The 21,494-nt window shown below is 49.4% G+C and carries 11 protein-coding genes; 3 read left to right on the top strand and 8 right to left on the bottom strand.

The window, feature by feature from the left end:
• Positions 1-2 precede the first annotated feature (2 nt).
• The 5 genes from esaA to ICW23_RS11150 form a co-directional block, all read right to left on the bottom strand.
• Positions 3-3,128, bottom strand: a complete 3,126-nt coding sequence (gene esaA, locus ICW23_RS11170) for a type VII secretion protein EsaA (protein WP_188154511.1) — start codon at positions 3,126-3,128, stop codon at positions 3-5.
• Entirely contained in the window at positions 3,125-7,600 is a 4,476-nt protein-coding gene (gene essC / locus ICW23_RS11165) for a type VII secretion protein EssC (RefSeq protein WP_188154510.1), read from the bottom strand. Before essC ends, esaA begins: the two co-directional genes overlap by 4 nt.
• 54 nt (positions 7,601-7,654) lie before the next feature.
• The gene (gene essB, locus ICW23_RS11160; RefSeq protein WP_188154509.1) at positions 7,655-8,938 is read right to left on the bottom strand and encodes a type VII secretion protein EssB; all 1,284 of its coding nucleotides are present in this window, start codon (positions 8,936-8,938) and stop codon (positions 7,655-7,657) included.
• A gap of 14 nt (positions 8,939-8,952) precedes the next feature.
• Entirely contained in the window at positions 8,953-9,192 is a 240-nt protein-coding gene (yukD, locus tag ICW23_RS11155; RefSeq protein WP_016938101.1) for an ESX secretion system protein YukD, read from the bottom strand.
• 74 nt (positions 9,193-9,266) lie between these two features.
• On the bottom strand, positions 9,267-9,560 hold the full coding sequence (locus ICW23_RS11150) for a WXG100 family type VII secretion target (RefSeq protein WP_003152013.1): 294 nt from the start codon (positions 9,558-9,560) through the stop codon (positions 9,267-9,269).
• Between the two features lie 315 nt (positions 9,561-9,875).
• Here ICW23_RS11150 and ICW23_RS11145 point away from each other — a divergent pair, with 315 nt between their 5' ends.
• The 3 genes from ICW23_RS11145 to ICW23_RS11135 all read left to right on the top strand — a co-directional run bounded on the left by ICW23_RS11145 (position 9,876) and on the right by ICW23_RS11135 (position 13,134).
• Positions 9,876-11,105, top strand: coding sequence for a sporulation transcriptional activator AdeR (locus ICW23_RS11145; RefSeq protein WP_099744209.1), 1,230 nt, complete (start codon positions 9,876-9,878; stop codon positions 11,103-11,105).
• Between the two features lie 103 nt (positions 11,106-11,208).
• Complete coding sequence (gene ald, locus ICW23_RS11140; protein ID WP_188154508.1) at positions 11,209-12,339, top strand: alanine dehydrogenase; 1,131 nt, start codon at positions 11,209-11,211, stop codon at positions 12,337-12,339.
• Between the two features lie 117 nt (positions 12,340-12,456).
• Positions 12,457-13,134, top strand: a complete 678-nt coding sequence (locus ICW23_RS11135; RefSeq protein ID WP_016938098.1) for a YukJ family protein — start codon at positions 12,457-12,459, stop codon at positions 13,132-13,134.
• A 45-nt stretch (positions 13,135-13,179) separates the two neighbouring features.
• On the opposite strand, the gene ICW23_RS11130 is transcribed toward ICW23_RS11135, so the two are convergent.
• The 3 genes from ICW23_RS11130 to ICW23_RS11120 are packed head-to-tail and all read right to left on the bottom strand — an operon-like array spanning position 13,180 to position 21,478.
• Positions 13,180-13,395, bottom strand: coding sequence for an MbtH family protein (locus ICW23_RS11130; RefSeq protein WP_060964406.1), 216 nt, complete (start codon positions 13,393-13,395; stop codon positions 13,180-13,182).
• A gap of 18 nt (positions 13,396-13,413) precedes the next feature.
• A complete protein-coding gene (locus ICW23_RS11125; protein ID WP_188154507.1) occupies positions 13,414-20,538 on the bottom strand; it encodes an amino acid adenylation domain-containing protein in 7,125 nt (2,374 codons plus the stop codon).
• Positions 20,539-20,551: 13 nt separating this feature from the next.
• Positions 20,552-21,478, bottom strand: a complete 927-nt coding sequence (locus ICW23_RS11120) for an isochorismatase (RefSeq protein WP_045925861.1) — start codon at positions 21,476-21,478, stop codon at positions 20,552-20,554.
• Between the last annotated feature and the right edge of the window lie 16 nt (positions 21,479-21,494).

Below are 21,494 nucleotides of genomic sequence, written 5' to 3'. Positions count from 1 at the left end.
TGTTACGCCTCATAAGACTGATCACTTTCCTCCGTTTTTTCCGCAAGCAGCCGAATGATGAGCGGAAGCGCCGCCGCAATCAGCGTAATGATCGCAAGAACCGTTATGCCCATCGCAAACAGATGGCCCGTTCCGTATTGAATATCGATATACACTTTCGATACCGGGCTGTCAAAGCTGAAGTTCGGCATAATCAGGTCGATCAAAGGCGCCACATAAAAGAGAATGAGCGCTGATGAAGCGATCCATCCGGTGATTGAGCCAAAGACAAAGGCTGCCCGGATGAAAGCTGAACTCGCCGCAAGCAGGAGAATCGTAAAGACTGACCATTTAATCGTCTGATCGTCCGGAAGCGAGTAGATATTCAGACCGAACAGACTGATCATCAGTCCGACCATTATGTTTAAAATCCCAAAGAGCGCGCCTTTGACAAGAAGCGGCGCCTGCTGATAATACGAGCTGAAATAGCCGATCAGAAGACTGCTGATCAGAACGATTACCAAAATGACGACCGGCGGAACATTCTGAACCCGGTCTTCCGGCACCTCTCCGCTGATTTTAAGCGGATTGGCGAGATAATCATAAACATATCCGTTTTCCTGTCCGTCAACGAGCGCGTTCCCTAAAATGCCGTACACGTCATTTCTGATCAATTTCGTGGAATCGACGTTTTTGCCCCAGTTGCTGTTCAGGGTGTCCGCTTTATGCTGGACGTCATTTACGCTTTGCTGCATATTGTCGGTATAGCTGATGATGCCGGACTGGCGTTCTGACAGATGGCCCATCGTGTCAGACATTTGCAGCACTTCGCGGCCGACGGTATCCTGAGCGCCGAGCGCCATCGTTCCGGTTAATCCGTCTCCGCTGAATGCGGCCGCTTCCTGCACAGCGCCTTCTTCCAGCTGATCGGATGCTTTCGCCGCACTGTCTGAAATGCTGGCGAGCTCATTGAGCACTCCGGCTTGTTCATCTCTGATATACGAGCTGTAGTTGTCCGAGAATTCGGTCATGCCTTTAATGAAATTGCTGATGTCTTCATCTGTCTGCATCTTATTGTTTTTCAGGTTTTCCCAGCTTGCCGTTTCTTCCGGTTTGATGGCGAGAACGGTTTGGACTTCGCCTTGCTGGGCTTTCAGCACCCTGTTTTTCACATCAGGCAGCGAGCCTGCGTCAAGAGAGTGATAGAGTGTTGCCTCATACAATGATAAATCATTATAGTAACTCATTAAATCGGATATCTCTTTTGTATTAATGTCAGCGGCAAACATCTGTTCAAGAGCAGATTTGCGGCCGCTATCCAATGACGGGTAGTTCAGAATGTTCTGTTCTGTTTTTACAATCATTCTGTACACGGTATTGAAGTCTTGTTTTCTCTTTTCTTTTGATTCTTCCAGCTGTTCACGTAATTTGTCAGCCCGTTTTTGAACTTTAGCAATCTGGTCTTTAAGGCCTTGGATTTCTTCATCAAGAGCATCGAGACGTTTTTTCAGCTCTTCATTATGAGTCTGCTGTTTCTCTTCCAGTTCTTTTTCAATTTGCTGTATGCGCTCTGCGGCTTGGTTCAGCCTTTCTTTCGCGTCAGAAACTCCCGTGCCGCCGTCTCCTTCAGAATCGTTTGAATCGTCCTCTGGCTCAACAGCAGGCGGAGTGACGTTTTTAGCGGCCGATGCGGTTTGGACGGTTTTTGGCTCTTCGCCGCCAGTGTTATCGGAATCAGGCTGCTGATCTTTTGTGCCGTCTTCCGTTTTTCCGTCTTCTCCGGGAGCCGTTCCGTTATTCGGATCGGTACCTCCGGGTTTTTCACCGTCATCGCCTTGGCCCGGTTTTTCAGGGTCAGGATTTTCTTTTTCCGGTTCTTTTAGTCCGTCTGAAATTTGATTGATTTCAGCGGAGATGCGTTTTAATTCGTCACGCTGATCGTCAAGGTCAATTTTCAGATCACCGGGTTTTTCTTCTTCCGGTTTTTCTTCTTCTTTCGGTTCATCTGAGCCGTCATCCCCCGGATCATTTTCCGGAACGGTTAATGCCTGCCGATCCCTTTTCATCAGGGTTTGGATACTGTTCAGTGTTTCAAATCTTGCTTGAGCTTTATATTGAGTCAAATAATTGTCCAGTAAATTGGATTGAATATTTGCCATCCCGCGTTCCTGATCAGGCACCTGTGCTTCTCTCACCTGCTGGGCGGCAGACAGAGCCGCTCCTGTCTGGTCAAGCTGTGTCTGCGCCTGGTTTATGCCTGAAGACAGCCCGCTCATCATGGCGCTGAACTGATTGGCGGCCTGCTGTGCTTTAATGGCGTTCAGGCCGGTTGTGATTTGCTTTTGATTTTGTTCCTGCGCGGCCATCAGCAGTTTTTTCTGATTTTCCTGATATTGTTTATAGCGCTCAACCGTATCGGCAAAGTCTTTGAGCGTGTTTTTGGCTTCATCTGCCGAAGTCAATTTTTCTTTGGCCGCGCCTTGTGCTTCATTCATTGATTTTTTCAGTTCGTCAATCAGGTCTTTTTGCCGTTTGATTTCACCCGCTAAGTCATTTGAGCTCGGCTTGTAAAAGTTGTACATGACGTTTTGAAATTCTGATTCTTTATTGACGATCTTGTCAAAATCGCCTCTGACATTGTTCACTTTTTGTGAGACGAAATTCCAATACAATGCCGACATTTTTTTATTCATTGATTTTTGGGCGTCTTCAAGCTCACGCTGCACTTTTTCTTTGTTGACGGCGTTCAGGCTGCTTTGAATATTGAATGTCAGCGTGGCTTTTTGCGGACGCTCTTTGTCATAGCTTAAAATGTCTTTTGAAAAATCGGATGGAATGTAAACGACGGCGTCATACTTCTTAGCCGCCAGACCGTTTTCAGCCGCGCTCCTGTTGACAACCGTCCAGGAATAATCCGGACGGCCGCCGAGAGCCGCCGCCACTTCTTTTCCGAAATGGACGGATTCCTGCCCCTCATTTTCACCTGTTTGTAAGCCCATGTCTTCATTCACGACTGCGATTTGGCGGGTGGCATTGATTTTTTGTTTTCCCGGGTCATCGCCGATAAATCGGAAAAACAGCACCGGCAGCACCAGAATGATAACGACCGCGGCTATTAATTTGATCAGGCTTTTTCGTTGTTCTGTCATCTGACGGCCTCCCTTTCCGCTGAACATAGAGGTATTTGGATTTTTTGCTCCTTCCCGTTTTCAACCAAATAGCCGAAGCCCGGCTGAATGTCCGGTTCCTGCCTTTGGTAAGGCAGCGGAATGACGTTTTGTTCGGATTTTTTCACAAGCAGCATTGCGTGGCGGATCTGTTTCATTTCCGTCGTTAAGGAATCATAGCCTTTTGAGAATTCGCTGTGATTGCCCGCTGGGATAAAACTGAAGCCGACATGCGCGTAAGATTTCATAAACATCGCCAGCTTGTCCTGGATGGCGGTGTCGATTGTCTGCTGGAATCTTGTAATGCCGTCGGCCATTAACACGATCGGAGAGAAACTGAGTTTGTGCACATCACCATTTTTAACGGCCTGTGCATACTGGGCTTCACGCTCCGTGAATATGGCTTCAGCAGATTCGATCCACTGCTGTATGTCTTCTTTTGTGTCCAGATAACTGACCTTTGTTTCCTGCGCATATTGCGACAGTCCGCGGTCAATTGAGTCAAACAGTCCGATCTGTTCCGTTCCTTCACGCAGCAGGTGATTCAGCATGACTTTCAGGATGTTTGTTTTTCCACGCTGTGTCTGTCCTAAAATGAGGCAATGTTTATATTTACCCAGATCAAAGTACACGGGGCTGACCTTTTCCTCATGCAGCCCGACAGGAATTCGGAACGGTTCTTGACCCGGTTCGAGACGGAGCGAAAATTCGCCGGCCGTCAGCATGTCCGGGAGCATCGGAATCGGTTTTGGACCCTCCGTTCCGGCATGGCGAACAGCTAAAGCTTTGACATCGTCTTTCAGCGCTTGGAACATCTCGAGGTCATTTTCCGCTTCTGCCGGAAGAAACATTTGCGCGAAATACAGTTCTTCTTTTTGGATTATGACGCGGCCCGGAATCGGTTCGAGACTGAACGGCGGACGCCCGTATATGGAGTATCCTTCTGACTGATCCATTAAATAATGAACGACTTTCGTTTTTAAGTTGTTTAACAGCGACTGGCGGACGGCGTTTACCCTCGTTGCGGTCAGCAGGAAGTAAATGCCTAAGCTTTGCCCGTCGCGTGAAATCTGGATGAACTCCGTTTCCAATTCATGCATTTCGTCTTTGACGATATCGAAATTATCAATTGTGATAAAAATGAATGGCAGCTCTTCTTCACTGAGCGAATTGTACATTTTAATATGGCTGACTTCTTTTTCTCTGAACAGCCGTTTCCGCCGCTCGATTTCTTCCTTGATGCGGATCATGAATTTTTCAATCTTTCTCATTTGATCCATTAAGAAATAATCTGCGGTGTGCGGAAGCTTTGCCAATGGCAGAAGCGTTCCGTTTCCGAAATCAAAGATATACATGTGAAGCTCTTGTGGCGTGTATCCTTCCGCGAAGTTCATCAGGAACGTGATGGCAGAAACCGACTTGCCGTAGCCCGATGAGCCGAAAATACCGATGTTGCCGTCATCCATCATCGTATAAGCGAGAGGCGCCTGTCTTTGCTGATCAGGCTCATCCACGCAGGCGATGAAGAAGCGGTCTTTATCCTTCGAAGGATAAAGCGTGCGCGGAATACGTTCGGCAAGCGGCGGCAGCCAAGGGCTCGGCAGCTTTTCAATGCTCATTTCTTTTTGAATCCGCTCGATTTCTTCGACTACGGCCTCTATTTCTGCCGGGGCGTCTTTTTTCGCCGCATCATCCGCGTCCACCTCAGACAGCGGAATTAAGCCGGTATCGGTAACGATGGCAATGTCATCCTCGGTGCCGTATACATCTTCCATGTAAGGGGCGCCGCTCCAGGCAGACTGGAACTGCTCATACACTTCATTATTTCCGACTTGCAAATAGCCGCGTCCGGTGACGGTAATATTCGCCGCATCACTGTTTTTCAGGATTTCTTTACTGTCGCTTGCATCCTGCACTTTCAGCGCGACCTTAAAGCGTGAGTTGCTCCATATCTGGTCGTCAATGATGCCGCCCGGCTTTTGCGTGGCGAGGATTAAATGCACACCGAGGCTCCGCCCGATGCGCGCCGCGCTGACAAGCTCCCTGATAAAGTCAGGCTCTTCGCTTTTAAGCTCGGCGAATTCATCTGAAATCAAAAACAGGTGCGGCATCGGAATATCCGTTTCCCCCTGTTTATACAGCTTTGTATAGTCATTGATGTGATTGACGCGGTATTGATCAAACAGCCGCTGCCGTTTTTTCAGCTCGCTTTTGATGGAGGCAAGCGCCCTGATACTGAAGTTTCTGCTTCCTTCGATGTTCGTGATGGTTCCGAGAAGATGCGGCATCTTGCGGAACGGCTGCGCCATTCCTCCGCCCTTATAGTCAATCAGCAAAAACGCCGCTTCATGCGGGTGGAAATGAACGGCCAATGACAGAATATACGTTTGCAGAAATTCACTTTTCCCGGAGCCAGTCGTCCCCGCCAGCAATCCGTGCGGCCCGTGGGCTTTTTCATGCAGGTTTAAATACACGATATCGTCTTTTCCCTTGTAGCCGATCGGAACAGCCAGCGATTTAGCAGACTCACTTGTCTCCCACTTCTGCCTGATGCCGATTTCTTTTACTTCCTTCGCATGAAACAGTTCCAAAAATGAGACCGTTTCTGGAATGGAATTCGTCATCCCGACCTGATGGTGCAATGTCCGAAGCGTCCGGGAAAACCGCTCATTGTCTGTCCGTTCATGCCTGTCCAGCTTAAACGGGATTTGCACCGCTTTTTTCTTCTGAATGAGAATGTCGCCCTCATCCTCATTAATGTAGCGGACGAGAGTGTGAATGTTTTCTGCCAGGCTTTCCTTCGTTTCCGCGGCAATGATCGCCGAGATGCCGAGATGCTCATGCCGGCCTTCGATATATTCTAAAATGACGTGCTCTGCAATCAGCTGCTGATTTGTGATGACAAAAACAAAATGCGGCTGAAAAATCTTTTTTTCTTTCTCGTCTTCCAAATCCCGTTCCCGCAGCAGCTCATAAATGGACGATAACAATTGATCGCGCGTCTGTTCATTGTATATAAACCCTTTCGCATACATATGAGGCAGCTGAAATTGCGGCAGCCACTTCATCCATTCCCAATCCTTATATTCCTCTTCATGAAAGATAAAGACAAACCGCAGGTCATGATAGCTGTTGAAGAAAGCGAGCTGGCCGATCAGCTGATGAATTTCATTTTTGACGATCTGGGGTTTCCCGACGAGCCCCATCGGTCCTTCTTGTAAATCAACGGTCACGGGCGCATGGCGGATATCTTTATATACACGCTGCATATGCTGCGACTGCTCCATCAAGTCATCGACATCACGGTTCGCCAGGTCTCCGCCGCTCATCGAAATCTCGTAGCTTGCCGGAACCGTGCCCGTTCCGAGCCGGAGCATCAGGAAATCCCTGCTTTCCAGCGATTTCTCCCAAATGCGGCCGCTGATTTCAGAGGTTAAATATTTCATTTTTTCAAACGGGGGAAAGTGATGCGTCAGCACTTGCAATTGTTTTTCCGAAAGCGTCTGAAGCTCTTTCCGTTTGTTTTCTAAATACTGCTTGTACACACGCTCCCGCTTTTCCTCCCGTTTTTTTCGCTGCGTTTTTTCTCGGAAATACTGCACGGTGGACGTAATGAGAGTCATCATAAACATCGCCAAAGAGACGAGAATGAAAATACCCCTCGGCTGTATAATGGCGACAACCCCCATTACAATCAGCATGACCACAGGAGGCAGAATGACGAGCCACAGCCCCCGGTTATTCTGTTCGCTTTCCTGCGAAGGGAAACTGAATGACACGCGGTCTTCGGGAAGATCGTAGACCATCCGCGGCGTTCTTCGATATTGCGGGTATTTCTTTTTCATTTCGGTGCTTGGCTTTATCGTTTTGATTAAGCTGCTTTGAAATGTTTCGTGATGAATGACTTCTAAAAGGTCGTCCTCGGTCAGCCTCACACGCAGAAAATTCCACAGCAGCTCATCTCCCGTCCGAAGCTTTTCAGGAGCTTTTGTGAGCTCTCCGTTCAGATAAACTTCCCGGCCGCCAGGAACAACAGACCAGCTTCCTCCCGCTTTTCGCAGATAAAAATCGCCTGTTTGAGCGGACGACGGCTCTTTGTATATATCCGCTTCCTCTGTTGCTGATGAGAAAACGATCTCGTCCTTCCCGCCGATAAAGTAAACGGAGGATTCTTCCTGATCAGGAGTGAGAAGAAGCCGCAGCGTCTCTTCTTCAATCCGGCAGGGCATTTCATTTCCTATTGTCAATTCGCCGGCACAGTTATTTCCCAGGAAAACTTCGTAATGATCTGTTTCCTTACGATAAAGGGTTGCGGCAGGCTGCCGTAACGGCAGTGTGCCGAACGTGATCGTATCCTTTATTTCCGGGCCGATCGTAATCGGCTGAGACGGCGGGAGTTCAGACAGCTGAATCTTTTGTACATGCTCCCGGTAAAAGACCCATAACAGACTCATATGGCGAACCTCCTGACTGCCTGATCGTTATTTACGGCCAGTTGATATACGCTGTTATTTTTTTTCATCTTTTTTCTCATCTTTCTTGTCGCTCTCTTTGTTATCCTTTGCTTCGTCCTTTTTGCCGTCTTTATCCTGTCCTGCGGAAGCTTCAGCGGTGTTTTCGTCCGCTTCTTTGTTTTGCTCTTCCTGCTCTTTTTTCGCCTTCTCCAGCTCGCTTTCCACAGCGTCCAGTTCTTTCTGCTTTTCGTCGTCTTTCATACTGTCGTCCGCCAATAATTGCTGCTTATATTTTGTAAGCCCGAGCCAGATATACGGGTTGTACTCAAGATTGCGGCCGATATTGATGGCTTCTTCATTTTCCCCTCGGCCGATATCAATCCAATAAAGGAAGTGCTTCGGATCTGATTGCAGGGTGACCAGATTTCCGATGTTTTTCCGCTGTTCTTCGCTCAGTTTTTCTACTGCCACATAAGAAGAAGCAAGCTCGTACTGCACGGATTCAGGAAGGCTTTCCGCATCGTATTTGGCCAGTGTGTCAATGACTTTGCTGTACTGCTGATTTAAAAAATAGCGGTTGCTTTCGGTGATTGCCTCTTGCTTCGGTTGGGCGAAAAACAGTGCGTACAAGGAATACAGAAGTGCCGGCACAAGGAGGACGGCAAGCGCCAGTCCGGCGTATCTTTGAATTTTCCATTTCTTTTTCGGCAGTTTTATGTATGTCTTGTCCCTTGCTTCGAGGGAATCAATTACGGTTAGAATGGTTTCTTCCAGGTCCTCAAACGTTTCCGCTTCTAACACGCTTTTTACCTCGGGAGAGAATTGAAGTGTCTCCTTGTACTTCAAATATTCTTCGAAGGTGAAAGCCCCGTCAGCCGCAAGCGCCGCACATGCTTTGAGCTCCTTTAACACTCTTTCTCTGTCTTCCTCATAAGGCGGGAGGCTCTCCTTTACGCCGTAATGCAGAAAGTAAGGTGTCAGCGCTTTATCAAACACGATATTTTCCGGGGCCGCAATCAGATTGAGCCGTTTCAGCTTATGCTGTTTCACGGCTTGAACGAGACGGTAGGCAAATTGCCACCTGCTTTTTTTATCTTTTCCTTTTATATAGCGGAAAGCCTGGTAAGAAGAAGGGGGTCTGATCGTTATGGTTACTTCGTCTTCTGAGACTGAAACCTCTTTTTGAAAAAAAGGATCGGCCTCTTTAATCACGTTTGCTTCCAGCCCGTCAAGAAGTTTGACTTTTTCCCGCTGGAAGGTGAACGTGAAGCCTGATTCGGTTTCTTCCCGGACGGCGTCCAGTTCTGTTTCTAAATAAGATCTGTTATGACCTGTCATTCCACCATGTCCTCTCATAAAATTTCAAGGCGGTCTCCGTTCGTAATGCCGCAGTCAGATAATTTTTGCTCTCCGGAAAAAACCGTTTCTTTATTGACCACTCTGATCCAATAGCCTTCACGCGGCGGAACGGATACTTGCTGAGCCTGCCGGGCAATATCAATGACTTTTTTCACAGAATGGTAATCTGACAATCTGAGATCGAAGACGCTGCCGTTATAATGTGTTAAATCTATTGTAATATCGATATACATATTCATATCACCCTTACATAGAAAGAGCGCCGTCTTCTTGATTGAATCAGGCGCTCCGTTCTTCATTCATCTTATTATCCGCGAATTTGGTTAGCGATATCTTGGTCAGTAGACTCAAGCGTATTTGCCGTTTGATCGAGCTGATGATTCACATCTTGAAGCAATTCAGACATTTTAATAAATGAAGGTTTCAGCTGCTCATATTGATCCGCGAATGCTTCACTTGAAGCACCTTCCCACATGCCTTTCAAATCAGAAATCATGCGGTTCAGGCGGTCAACCTGATTCATGACTTCCTGACTTTCAACGCCATATTGCTTAGCCATCGCTCTTAGCTCTTCGGGTGTGACACGAATTAATCCAGACATATTCCTTATACCCTCCTGTGTCATCAGCCTAAATATGGGCTAATTCACTTATTTTTTGAACGTCATTATTATAAAAACAACAATTCGGCACAGTCAAACAAATCTGTTTTAATTTTACAAAATGAGTCTTATGATATATTGGATTTTTCGTTACATTTACACATTTTGTAAATATAATAGTATGATTATCTTATTCTTTTCCATTTTTTCAAATGATCCTATTTTCCTACTCCGCTTCCGTTCAAAGATGCCTTTCAGTCTGAAAAACAAGATGGTAAGATCAAGATATGAAGCTATGAAAAAGTAGGGATACAGATGACCAATCCAAAAGATCCATTTAAGTACAGTTTCGACAGGCTTGAAGATGTAGCCGACCATATCAGCGAGGTCCTTCAATGCCCCATTACAATAGAAGACGTTAATCATAAACTGCTTGCATACAGCACGCACAGCGATTGTACAGATCCGGCCCGGACGTCGACGATTATCGGGCGGAGGGTGCCTGAAAAAGTCATCAATAAACTGTGGAAAGACGGAACCATTCCGGCCCTTTTAAAAACGGACCAGCCGATCAAAGTGAAAGAAATTGACGAGGTGGGCCTGAGCAACCGCGTGGCGATTTCCATCTGGAAAAACAGTCAGGTTCTCGGATTTATTTGGGCGCTTGAGATCAAAAAAAAGCTCAATGACGAGGACCTGAAGACGCTTCAGCTGGCAGCCAAAGCGGTGCGGAACAAGCTTTTGCACCTGCAGATCCGCAAAACGAAAATCGAAGAGCGGGGCCAGGAGTTTTTTTGGAAAATGCTGACCGGCCATATTTATCAGGAAGCCGAGATGGCCGAAGGATTTCATAAGCTCGGAATGGCGCTGCCGTCCGTATTCAGCGTCATGATCATCCGTTTGCATGAGGAGCTGACTGAAAAGACGGAACAGCAGCTGCAATATTTGCAGGAAACGACACAGCAGATACATGTCATGCTGGCGACTGTCGATTCAAATGAATTAATCCTACTAGCTGCGCCGAAAACTGATCAGCCTTTTAAAGATTTAAAGCATTTCGCCCTCCATGTTCAAAAACAGCTGAAGGAACGATATAAAATTGAGGATGCGTCGATTGCGATCGGCGGTATTTACGAATCGATTTCTTACGTTTACCGCTCCTATCAGGAAGCGCTCTCCGTATTAAAAGCGAAAGAACGGTTTGTGAGAGAAACCAAACACCTTTTCAGTTTTTCTGAACTCGGCATTTATCAGTACCTTGATGTGTTGGATGAAAAACGCAAGCACAGCGGCTATATGAACTATTCCCTGTCAAAACTTGAGCAGTATGACAGAGAGCATCAGGCCGATATGGTAAAAACGCTCGAACATTTCATTGATGCCGACAGCAACGTCAACACCGCCGCTAAAGCGCTTAACATTCATGTCAATACATTGAATTACAGGCTGAAGAGAATCAGCCAGATCGCAGAAATCGACTTAAAAAACGTGAATGAAAAGTTTACGATTTACCTTGATATCAAGCTTCGCAGCATGGGTTCGTGAAATTTCACAAATCCGTGTTTTTTTATTTTCTGTTTCAAACAAAGAATTTTCGCAAAAATCGCGCTACACTTGAAACATCACACAAACATTGGGGGAAACAGACATGATTATCGGGGTTCCAAAAGAAATCAAAAACAATGAAAATCGAGTGGCATTAACACCTGGAGGCGTTTCACAGCTTATCGGAAACGGCCATCGGGTTCTTGTGGAATCCGGAGCGGGACTCGGAAGCGGTTTTACTAATGAAGATTATGTATCTGCAGGCGCGGAAATTCTGGAGGACAGACAGCAAGTATGGGATGCGGAAATGGTCATGAAGGTAAAAGAACCGCTGGCTGAGGAGTATGCGTATTTCCGTCAGGGCCTGATCTTATTCACTTACCTTCATTTAGCCGCAGAGCCGGAATTAGCTAAAGCGCTTACAAAAAAAGGCGTGACAGCTATTGCGTACGAAACGGTAACGGACGGACGTTCACTTCCGCTGCTTACGCCGATGTCTGAAGTGGCCGGAAGAATGGCCGCTCAGATCGGTGCTCAGTTCCTTGAAAAACCAAAGGGCGGAAAAGGAATTTTATTAGCCGGCGTACCGGGTGTATCCCGCGGGAAAGTCACGATCATCGGAGGGGGCGGCGTCGGAACAAATGCCGCGAAAATGGCTGTCGGACTCGGTGCCGATGTGACAATGATCGATTTAAACGCAGACCGCCTGCGTCAGCTTGATGATATTTTCGGGCATCAGATTAAAACACTGATCTCAAACCCTGTAAATATTGCAGACTCTGTCGCGGAAGCGGATCTTCTGATCTGCGCCGTACTCATCCCGGGAGCCAAAGCGCCGACTCTCGTTACCGAAGAAATGGTCAAACAGATGAAACCGGGTTCCGTCATTGTTGATGTTGCCATTGATCAAGGCGGCATTGTGGAAACCGTTGATCATATTACAACACACGATAATCCGACTTACGAAAAACACGGTGTCGTTCATTACGCTGTCGCCAATATGCCGGGCGCCGTACCGCGTACATCTACGCTCGCATTAACGAATGTGACCGTTCCTTATGCGCTTGAAATCGCCAATAAAGGCGCGGCGAAAGCCATTGCCGAGAGCCCGGCGCTTAAAGCGGGGCTGAATACGGCTAACGGACATGTCACGTATGAAGCGGTAGCCAAAGACTTAGGCTATGACTACGTGCCTGCTGAAAAAGCGATGCAAGGTTCAGCTGCAAAAGCTTAATAGATATGAAGAGGACAGCCTGATCAGCGGGCTGTCCTTTTTTCTTTCTCATAAAAGGAAAAACGGACACCTGTCTCGAATATCAATTCATATCCCGGAAGAAAAAGGAGGATTCATATGGCTGTTCAGCACTATGGTGTATTAAAAGGCACTGTGTTAGATATGAGAAGGGAAACAGATGATGATTCTCCGCATTTTCAAGTCGAGGTGCTAGGCGAGCCTGATACGCACTATCGCTGTGCGATCAATGTCATGTCAAGTTCAAAAGAATCAGAGGTTCTGTATGCGGCGCGCGATCATTTTGACGCAAGCGCGATCACCCTGCTGCCGAACATACCGTATGGGTACACCCCAATTGATGAAACGAGCCGTGAGCTGGCGCTGGATTATGTCCGCGGCGGATTGTTTGATCCCCGGAACATGGTGCCGCTCCCGCATGAAGTCACCGGGCCTGATAATGACTTAAATGATTTTATTGAGACGTATATGCAAAAAGCAAAATCGGAAAAAGCCGCCGTCTATATTTACGGCTCTAAATTCGGACCGGAGCCGGGCGCTGATAAGATTTTCGGATTCAAACCGACAAACGGCATGCATAATATTCATATGAATCAGGGAAATCCAATTGACACACGCTGGAAGAAGGATAACGGAACATGGCACGACGGCGGTATTTTAATTCAGTTTGCAGACCAGTGGGCCGCGGTCTTTTTGGCTTTTCTGTCTCAGTCATGGTGCACGAATGAAGAAGGACACCCTTATACATTTTGTGATCATACACAGCTTAACAGCTGATATCCGTATAAAAAGCCTGCCGAAATAGCGGCAGGCTTTAATTTATTACATCTTAGCGGCTTCGGCCTGTTTCAGGCTTTCCGGCCTCATATCACGCCAGTTTGTTTCAATATATTCGAGACAAACGGAGCGGTTTTCATTCATCAGGCGGGTTTCCCAGCCGTCCGGCACATCCAGATAGGCCGGCCACAGTGAGTACTGGCCTTCAGCATTGACTAGGACATGATATAAGCTGTCTTCCCGTTCAAATGGATTTGTCATAGCAGATTGATCCTTTCTTTACCGGACTGTACGCCGTCCGTTTAATTTCTCTGCCAGAATCGCGCCGATGTCGGCAAGCGGTCCCGGCTGGCACATATCCTTATGGCGGCAGTCTAAATCATACCGCTCGATTTTTCCCGTAATATACGGTTTCCAAGTATCCGGCTCAATCGGGTCAAACCATTCCGGGATAACCGTCGATCTGAAGAACAGAACATCTCCATGGAACGGCTTCGGCTTGTACTTCCCTAACAGCCCGACAGAATTGACGTATGTGTCTTTCAGATTCATCATCACTGACTCGTCCAGACTGGCTAATGCGCTTCCCTCACGGCGGAGAATGGTCAACGCGGTGTCAAAATCAAGCGGCTGATCCCCGAGGCTGTCCGGGTCGTACCCTCCCAGGGCAAGCAGCGCAATGACGGCTTCCTCGTCATCAGGCGCATTTTTTATCGGCAGAAAATGATTCGGGTACGCGTCAAGCATCACCAAAAGCGAAACCTCTTCGCCCCGGCTCTGTAATTGTGTCGCCATGGCCTGAATGACATTTCCCCCGAGAGACCAGCCGAGCAGACGGTACGGCCCTTTCGGCTGCACGGTGCGGATCTTTTCAATATAATCCGCCGCCATGTCATCAAGGCTTTCGGGAAGCGGTTCTTTTTTTCCGATGCCTCTCGCCTGTAAACCGTATATCGGATAATCGGCTTCTAAAGAAGACATCAGCCCGGCATAACACCAGCTGAGACCGCCGGCAGGATGGACACAAAACAGCGGTGTTTCTTCTCCGGCTGTTCTGAGCGGCAGAAGCACATCAAGCGCGCTTGTCCCTGTGCCCGTCTCAAGCCTTTCAGCAAGACTTGCCACCGTAGGAGCTTCGAATAATGTTCCGATACTGAGCTCGGCTCCCATCGCTTCCCGAATACGGCTCATTAAATGGACCGCAAGCAAAGAATGGCCGCCTAAATCAAAGAATCTGTCATCAATACCGACACGCGGCAGGTGCAGCACCTCTGCGAACAGCTCACACAGCATTTCTTCCTGAGGTGTTCTCGGTCCCCGCCCGGAGACCTCCATTTGGAAGTCAGGCGCAGGGAGCGCTTTTCGGTCAAGCTTTCCATTCGGTGTCAGCGGCAGTTCATCCATTTGGACAAAAGCAGACGGAACCATATAATCCGGCAGGCTTTCTCCGGCAAACCGGCGAATCTCTCCCGTATCTAAGCTGCTGTCAGAGCGGACAAGGTAAGCGGCGATCCGTTTGTCTCCCGGCCGGTCTTCACGGACGACTGCGGCCGCGTCCTCAACTCCCGGATGTTTGACGAGAACCGCCTCGATTTCTCCCAGTTCAATCCGGAATCCGCGGATTTTTATCTGGTGATCCGCCCTTCCCATATAATCAAGAGAACCGTCCGTCCGCAGGCGGGCTAAGTCTCCCGTCCGGTACATTCTCGTTCCCGGCGGGCCGTACGGATCAGCCACAAAGCGTTCCGCGGTCAGGCTTTGCCGCCCTAAGTAACCGCGTGCCACACCTTCCCCTGCAACATACATTTCGCCTGTGATGCCCGGAGGCACAGGCTCAAGCCGGTCATCAAGCACATATACGTTCAGATCAGGAATGCCGCAGCCGATGAGGCTGTTTGCCTTCAGTTCCGCAATGTTTTTGTCTAATTCAAGATAACTGACGTGCACCGTCGTTTCCGTAATGCCGTACATATTTATGAGCACCGGCTTATCGTCCGGATGGCGGCTGTACCAATCTTCAAGCCGGCCCAGCTCAAGCGCCTCGCCGCCGAAGATGATATATCTGAGTGCAAGCTGCCGCCCCAGTTCTTCGTTTTCTTTTTCCGCATGCATCAGCTGGTAAAACGCTGACGGCGTTTGGTTAAGCACGGTCACTCGCTCTTTCACAAGAAGATCCAGAAACGCTTCCGGCGATCTGCTGATGTCATGCGGCACGACGACGAGACGTCCGCCATGAAGCAAAGGCCCCCACATTTCCCAGACAGAGAAATCGAATGCGTAAGAGTGAAACATCGTCCATACATCATCAGAATTAAAGCGGTACCAGTGCTGTGTCGACTCAAACAGCCGGATGACATTGCTGTGCGGGATGATGACTCCTTTCGGCACACCGGTCGATCCCGACGTGTAAATGACGTAAGCCGGATGAAGCGGTGACAGCGGACAACTCCTGTCTGCGTCAGTCGGATTCGTGACGGCATATTGCTCAAGTGTTTCTTTTTTCTGCGGGTCATCCAAAATGAAGGACGGCATACCGCTTTCGGCAGGAAACTTACTTGCGCCTTCACGATTGGTAAGCATAAATACAGGCTTGGCATCCTGTAACATAAAAGCGATGCGGTCCGACGGATAATCGGGATCAAGCGGCAAATACGCAGCTCCCGTTTTCAGGACGGCTAACAGCCCGACAATCGTATCTAAAGAGCGCGGCAGGGCCAGCGCGACAAACTGCTCCGGGCCGACGCCGCGGGCGATCATCAAATGTGCGAGCTGATTGGCTTTTTGATTCAGCTCTTTATAAGTGAGCCGGCTCTCTTTATATACGGCCGCCGTTTCATCCGGTTTTTCGGCGGCCTGTCTTTCAAACAGTTCAGGCAATGTCTTTCGAGGCTGAGTGTGCTGTTTATTCCGTTTAACCGGCAATAGCTTTCGGCGCTCTTCATCAGAAAGAATCGTTAAGCTTCCGATCGGCTTTTCCGGATGCGATGCGGCATCTTCGAGCAGAAGAAGCAGACGTCCCGCAAGTGCTTCAGCCGTTTCTTTTTTGAATAGGTCCGTGCTGAATTCCAGTAGACCTTCAATACCGGCAGGCGTCCCGTCGTCATGGCGCTGTTCAGCCAATTCCAGCGTCAAATCAAATTTGGACGCTCCGACGCTGCTGATTTGCAGGCTTGTTTCCATGTCCGGAAGGCTGAGTACAGGATCAGGCGTATTTTGGAATGCGAGCATCACTTGGAACAGCGGATGTCTTGACCGGGAACGGACCGGATTCAATTCCTCCACGAGACGTTCAAACGGCACGTCCTGATGTTCATATGCGGCGAGATTTATCGTCCGGACCCTTTCAAGAAGCTCACAAAAGCTTGGATCGCCTGAGGTGTCAGTTCTCAGCACGAGAGTATTAATGAACATGCCCACAAGGTCGCCCAATGCGTCATCACTGCGGCCGGCTATCGGGCTGCCGATCGGTATATCAGTTCCGGCCCCAAGCCGGGTCAGCAGTGCGGAAAGCCCTGATTGAAGCACCATAAACAGGCTTACGCGCTGATTTCTGGCAAGTGAGAGAAGACGGGTATGAAGCTCTTGGCCGATTTTGACCGGAATGACGCCGCCTCTGTAGCTTGATTCGGCGGGTCGCGGAAAATCAGACGGCAGCTCCAGCTGATCCGGTACATTTTCAAGTGTTTTCTTCCAGAAATTCAGCTGGCGCGCTATTAAGCTCTCAGAATCAGATACGCTTCCTAAAAGCTGCTGCTGCCAAAGCGCATAATCAGCATATTGAACCGATAGCGGCGGCCATTCTGCTTTTTTGCCTGTTTGGCGGGCAATATAGGCTGCCGATAAGTCACGCATGAGCGGATTCAAGGACCAGCCGTCACCTGCGATGTGATGCAGGAGAACCATCAGCGCATATTCGCCGTAGCCAAGATCAAACAGCTCAGCCCGTACGGCCGGCTCTTTTGCGAGATCAAACCGGTAGCGTGCCGCAGCGGCAAGCATGTCTTGAAGCTCGTTTTCGTCTGCATGTGTCACTGTAAACACGGGACAGGCTTCTTCAGCAGGCAAAATGAGCTGATGAGACGAGCCCTTATTTTCCGGAAAAACGGTGCGCAAGCTTTCATGGCGGCTGACAACATCGTAAAAGGCGTGTTTCAGCGCTGTTTGGTTAAGCTTTCCTGACATACGGACAATCACCGGAATGTTGTAAGTCGGGCTCGGACCTTCAAGGCAGTAGAGAAACCACAGACGCAGCTGCGCGAATGACAGCGGGATATGCTGCGGACGGGCAAACGGCTTAAGCTGTGGCCGCGCGTTCTTTGCAGTGTCCAGCTGTGCGGCGAGCCCTGCAACCGTCGGTGTATCAAACAGACGGCCGATGCCTAGCTCTGCGCCCATCGTCTCCCGGATCCGGCTCATCAGGCGTCCCGCTAAGAGTGAATGGCCGCCCAGTTCAAAGAATCCGTCATCAATTCCGACCCGTGCAAGACCGAGAACCTCGGCAAACAGCTCGCATAATATTTCTTCCTGCGGCGTCCGCGGCCCTCTGTCACTCAGGACAGCGGAAAAATCAGGTGCAGGCAGAGCATTGCGATCGAGCTTCTTATTCGGTGTCAGCGGCAGTTCCTCCAGCTGTACAAATGCGCCCGGCACCATATAATCCGGCAGGCTTTCGCCCATATATGCACGAAGGCCGCCGATATCAAGGGGGTGATCCGCGACAGCATAAGCCGCCAGCCGCTTGTCTCCCGGCTGATCTTCACGGACAATGACAGCGGCCTGCAAAATACCCGGATAGTTCGACAGCACCGTCTCAATTTCCCCTAATTCTATCCTGAATCCGCGGATTTTAATTTGATGATCGGCTCTGCTGATATAATCAAGTGAACCGTCCTCACGCCAGCGCACGAGATCGCCCGTCCGGTACATTCTCGCACCTGCGGGGCCGTACGGGTCGGCAATGAATCTTTCCGCTGTTAAATCAGGCCTGTTAAAATAGCCTCTGGCAAGCCCCTCGCCCGCGATATAAAGCTCACCCGCAACTCCCGGCGGGACGGGCTGCAATGCGGCATCCAGCACATATACCCGCGTGTTCCAAATCGGCTTTCCGATCGGGGGCGTCCCTGTATAGTCTTTTGCAAGCGGCTGTGCGGCCGACCAGATTGTTGTTTCAGTCGGCCCGTACAGATTCGTCACCGTACAGCCTAATTCAAGCAGTGCATGCATTAACGCTTTCGGGAGCGCCTCACCTCCGACAAGCACCTGCAGCGACCGAAGTGAATCCGGTTCATTTGTGACTAATGAATGCCATAATGTCGGTGTTGCCTGCATGATTGAAATACCGTATGAGTGAATCATGTGCGCCAGCGCCTGCGGCTCCTGAATCGTCTCCTTTCGGGCAATGACGCACCCTGCCCCGCTGATAAGCGGAAGGAAGAGCTCAAGCCCGGAAATATCAAACGCCGCAGTCGTAACGGCGAGCAGGCGGTCTTGTCCGCCGAGCGGAAACATTTCCCGCATGGATAAGAGAAAATTGCTTACGCTTTTTAATGTGATGACAACGCCTTTCGGTCTGCCCGTTGAGCCCGAAGTATAAATGATATAAGCAGGGTTTAAAGGTGAACATTCCGTCAGAGCAGGACCGTCAGCATTTTGACCGGCAATGATTTTTACCGTATCCGGGTCATCGAGAATGATCCTTTTTGCATCACTGTCTTCCGGCATGCGGCCGGATAATTCCATCGTTGTAATCAGACAAACAGGCTGTGCATCTTTGAGCATGTATGTGATCCGCTCAGAAGGAAAATCAGGATCAAGCGGCAGGTACGCGGCTCCCGTTTTCAAAACGGCCAGCATGCTCACGGCCAAATCCTGTGACCGCGGAAGCAGTAAAGCGGCAAATTGTTCCGGCCCGAGCCCTTTTTGCTTTAACATGCCGGCAAGCTGGTTCGCGCGCTTGTTCAATTCGGCATAGGTGAGCTCTTCGTTTTCCGTGATGATTGCCGGGCGGTGCGGTGTTTTTACGGCCTGGTTGTAAAACAGCTCCGGGAGACTTTTCTGCCTTTCAGGTTTGCACGTGTCATTCCAGCTTTTCAGCACGCGGAGACGTTCGCTTTCAAGCAGAAGATTGAGTGTGCCGATTTTTTGTGTCTGGTCTTTCACAGCTGATTCCAGCAGCAGCAGGAAGCGTTTTTGATGGTTTTCAATATCTTCGGCGCTGTACACTTCCGGATTCGCATCAAAGTCCACACGCAATCCGCTGCCGTCGGCTCTGTCGTAAACGTTAATTGACAAATCATCAACGGGCCCTGCTGATAAGTTATGAACGATCCCCCGCGCTCCGGCGAAATCAAGCGCGTAATCAAACGGCATCACATTGACTTGCGGACCGAACAGCCTGCGGTTTTCTCCTAATAATTTAAGATCGCGGCGCAGGTCTTCATGGCGATATTTCTGATGACGCCGGATGCTTCGGATTTCTTTTGCCACTTGGCTGACCGCCTCGTGAAAATGCATATCCGGGCGGAGAGAAAGCCGCAAAGGCAGCAGATTCATCACCATACTCGGAATATTCAGTGAAATCGAACCGATCCGGCCCATCATCGGCAAACCGAGCACGATATCCCCGGCGCTTGTCATCCGATGAACATATACAGCTACCGCGGCCGTGACCGCCTCATGCCAGTTCGGAATCGCTTTCACATGCTGTAAAGCCGTTTCAGAAAGATAAGCCGTGCTCCTGTGAAAGCTTGTTGACGTTCTCGGCGCTCTTTCCGCCAAGCTGACGACATCAGGTTCATCTGCAAATTTCTCCATCCAAAATTCCCGATCTTTCAGGAATTGATCAGACGCGCGGTACTCTTGATCTTCTTTTACCAGATCCTCCAAAGAACCGAAGGAGCGCCCGTTATCCGGACGTCCCTCCCGCATTGCAGTGTACATTTGCGCCGTACGCCGTGCCAGCAGTGAAAAACCGTAGCCGTCTATCGCGATGTGGTGAATGCGCTGATACCAGAAAAAACGTTCCGGTCCGGCTTGGAATAAAATGTCGCGGTACAAGGGACCGGCCCCCATATCAACGGGCTCAGCCAAATCAGTCTGCATGATTCTGAGTGCGGTCTGCTTCGGATCAGCCGCTGCGCTCACATCTATGACCTCAATCGCGGCCTCACAAGAAGGAGCGATCGTCTGTCTCGGTCCGTCTGTTCCCTCTGTGAAGCGGGCGTGTAATGATCCAGCTTCGGTCAGCACACGTTCAAGAGCCGTTTTAAATATGTTCACATCGAGCGCGCCATTTATCTCAACATACTCGCCTGTATTGTAAATCGGATTATCAGGATCAAGCTGCTGCGCAAACCAGATACCGGCCTGTGCGCCTGTCAGAGGCAGCTGTTGTGTATCATGCATTCTATTCTCTCCCTTATAAATAATCTGCATTCGGCAAGACTTTTTGAGATCGGGAAGAAAGCAGTCTCCACCACTCTTCAAGCGTCGGATTCTCCGCCAGTTCCACAAACGTCACTTCAGCTCCGTCACGGCGCCATTGTTCGACAAGGCTCATGATTCTGACGGAGTCAAGGCCTCTGTCCAGCAGGTCTTCCTGATCCGGAATATCGGACGGAGATTCTTGAAGAATCGCCGCAATTTGCTCCCGAACCCGTTCTTTTGTCAATGCGGCGGGAGTCTTCTCTTTTCCGTCAGAAACCGGCGAGCCGCCCAGCACTTCCAGCACTTCGTTTGTCAAAGCTGTGTAAGCGCAGCGCTGGGACGCATATTCGATGGCCATCTTATGTTTTTCTGAAGAAAAGTCAGCTACGGCGTCTCCGATAAAGAAGCTTTGAATATCATCCATAAAAGCTTCACAGGCTGTGACGAGGCAGCCGATGTGTGCGTAAATTCCCGTAATAATGAGCTGATCTCTGCCCTTTTCACGCATGATATCAAGGAGATTCGTCCGTTTAAACGCGCTGTATCTCCACTTTGTGAGGACAATGTCATGATCTTCGGGGGCAAGCTCCGGAATGACCTTTTCTTCATAAGGACCGCTTTTAAGTCCCGGCCCCCAAAAATCCGTCAGCAGGGCGCGGTCTGCCGGGTCTTGGCTGCCCGGCTGCGCGGTGTACACCACCGGAATGCCGAGCGCTTTGCATTGCTCTTTTATTTTCTTGATATTCTGAGCCGCCTCCGTGATCGGAGCCTTCCCTTTCTCAAAAGCATCGACGAAATAATTCTGCATGTCATGGATTAAAAGCACCGCGCGTTTCGGGTTCAGCGTCCACGATACTTTATTTTCAGGCATATCTGACGCTGTCGGCAGCGCATATGCGGGAATAGCCGGTATAGCCAATGTAAACACTTCCTTT

The organism is Bacillus sp. 1021, assembly GCF_014534735.1.
In the GTDB taxonomy this organism is placed as follows: Bacteria; Bacillota; Bacilli; order Bacillales; family Bacillaceae; genus Bacillus; species Bacillus siamensis.
The sequence above is the reverse complement of the archived record's forward strand: the minus strand, read 5'-3'. Positions and strand labels throughout refer to the sequence as shown.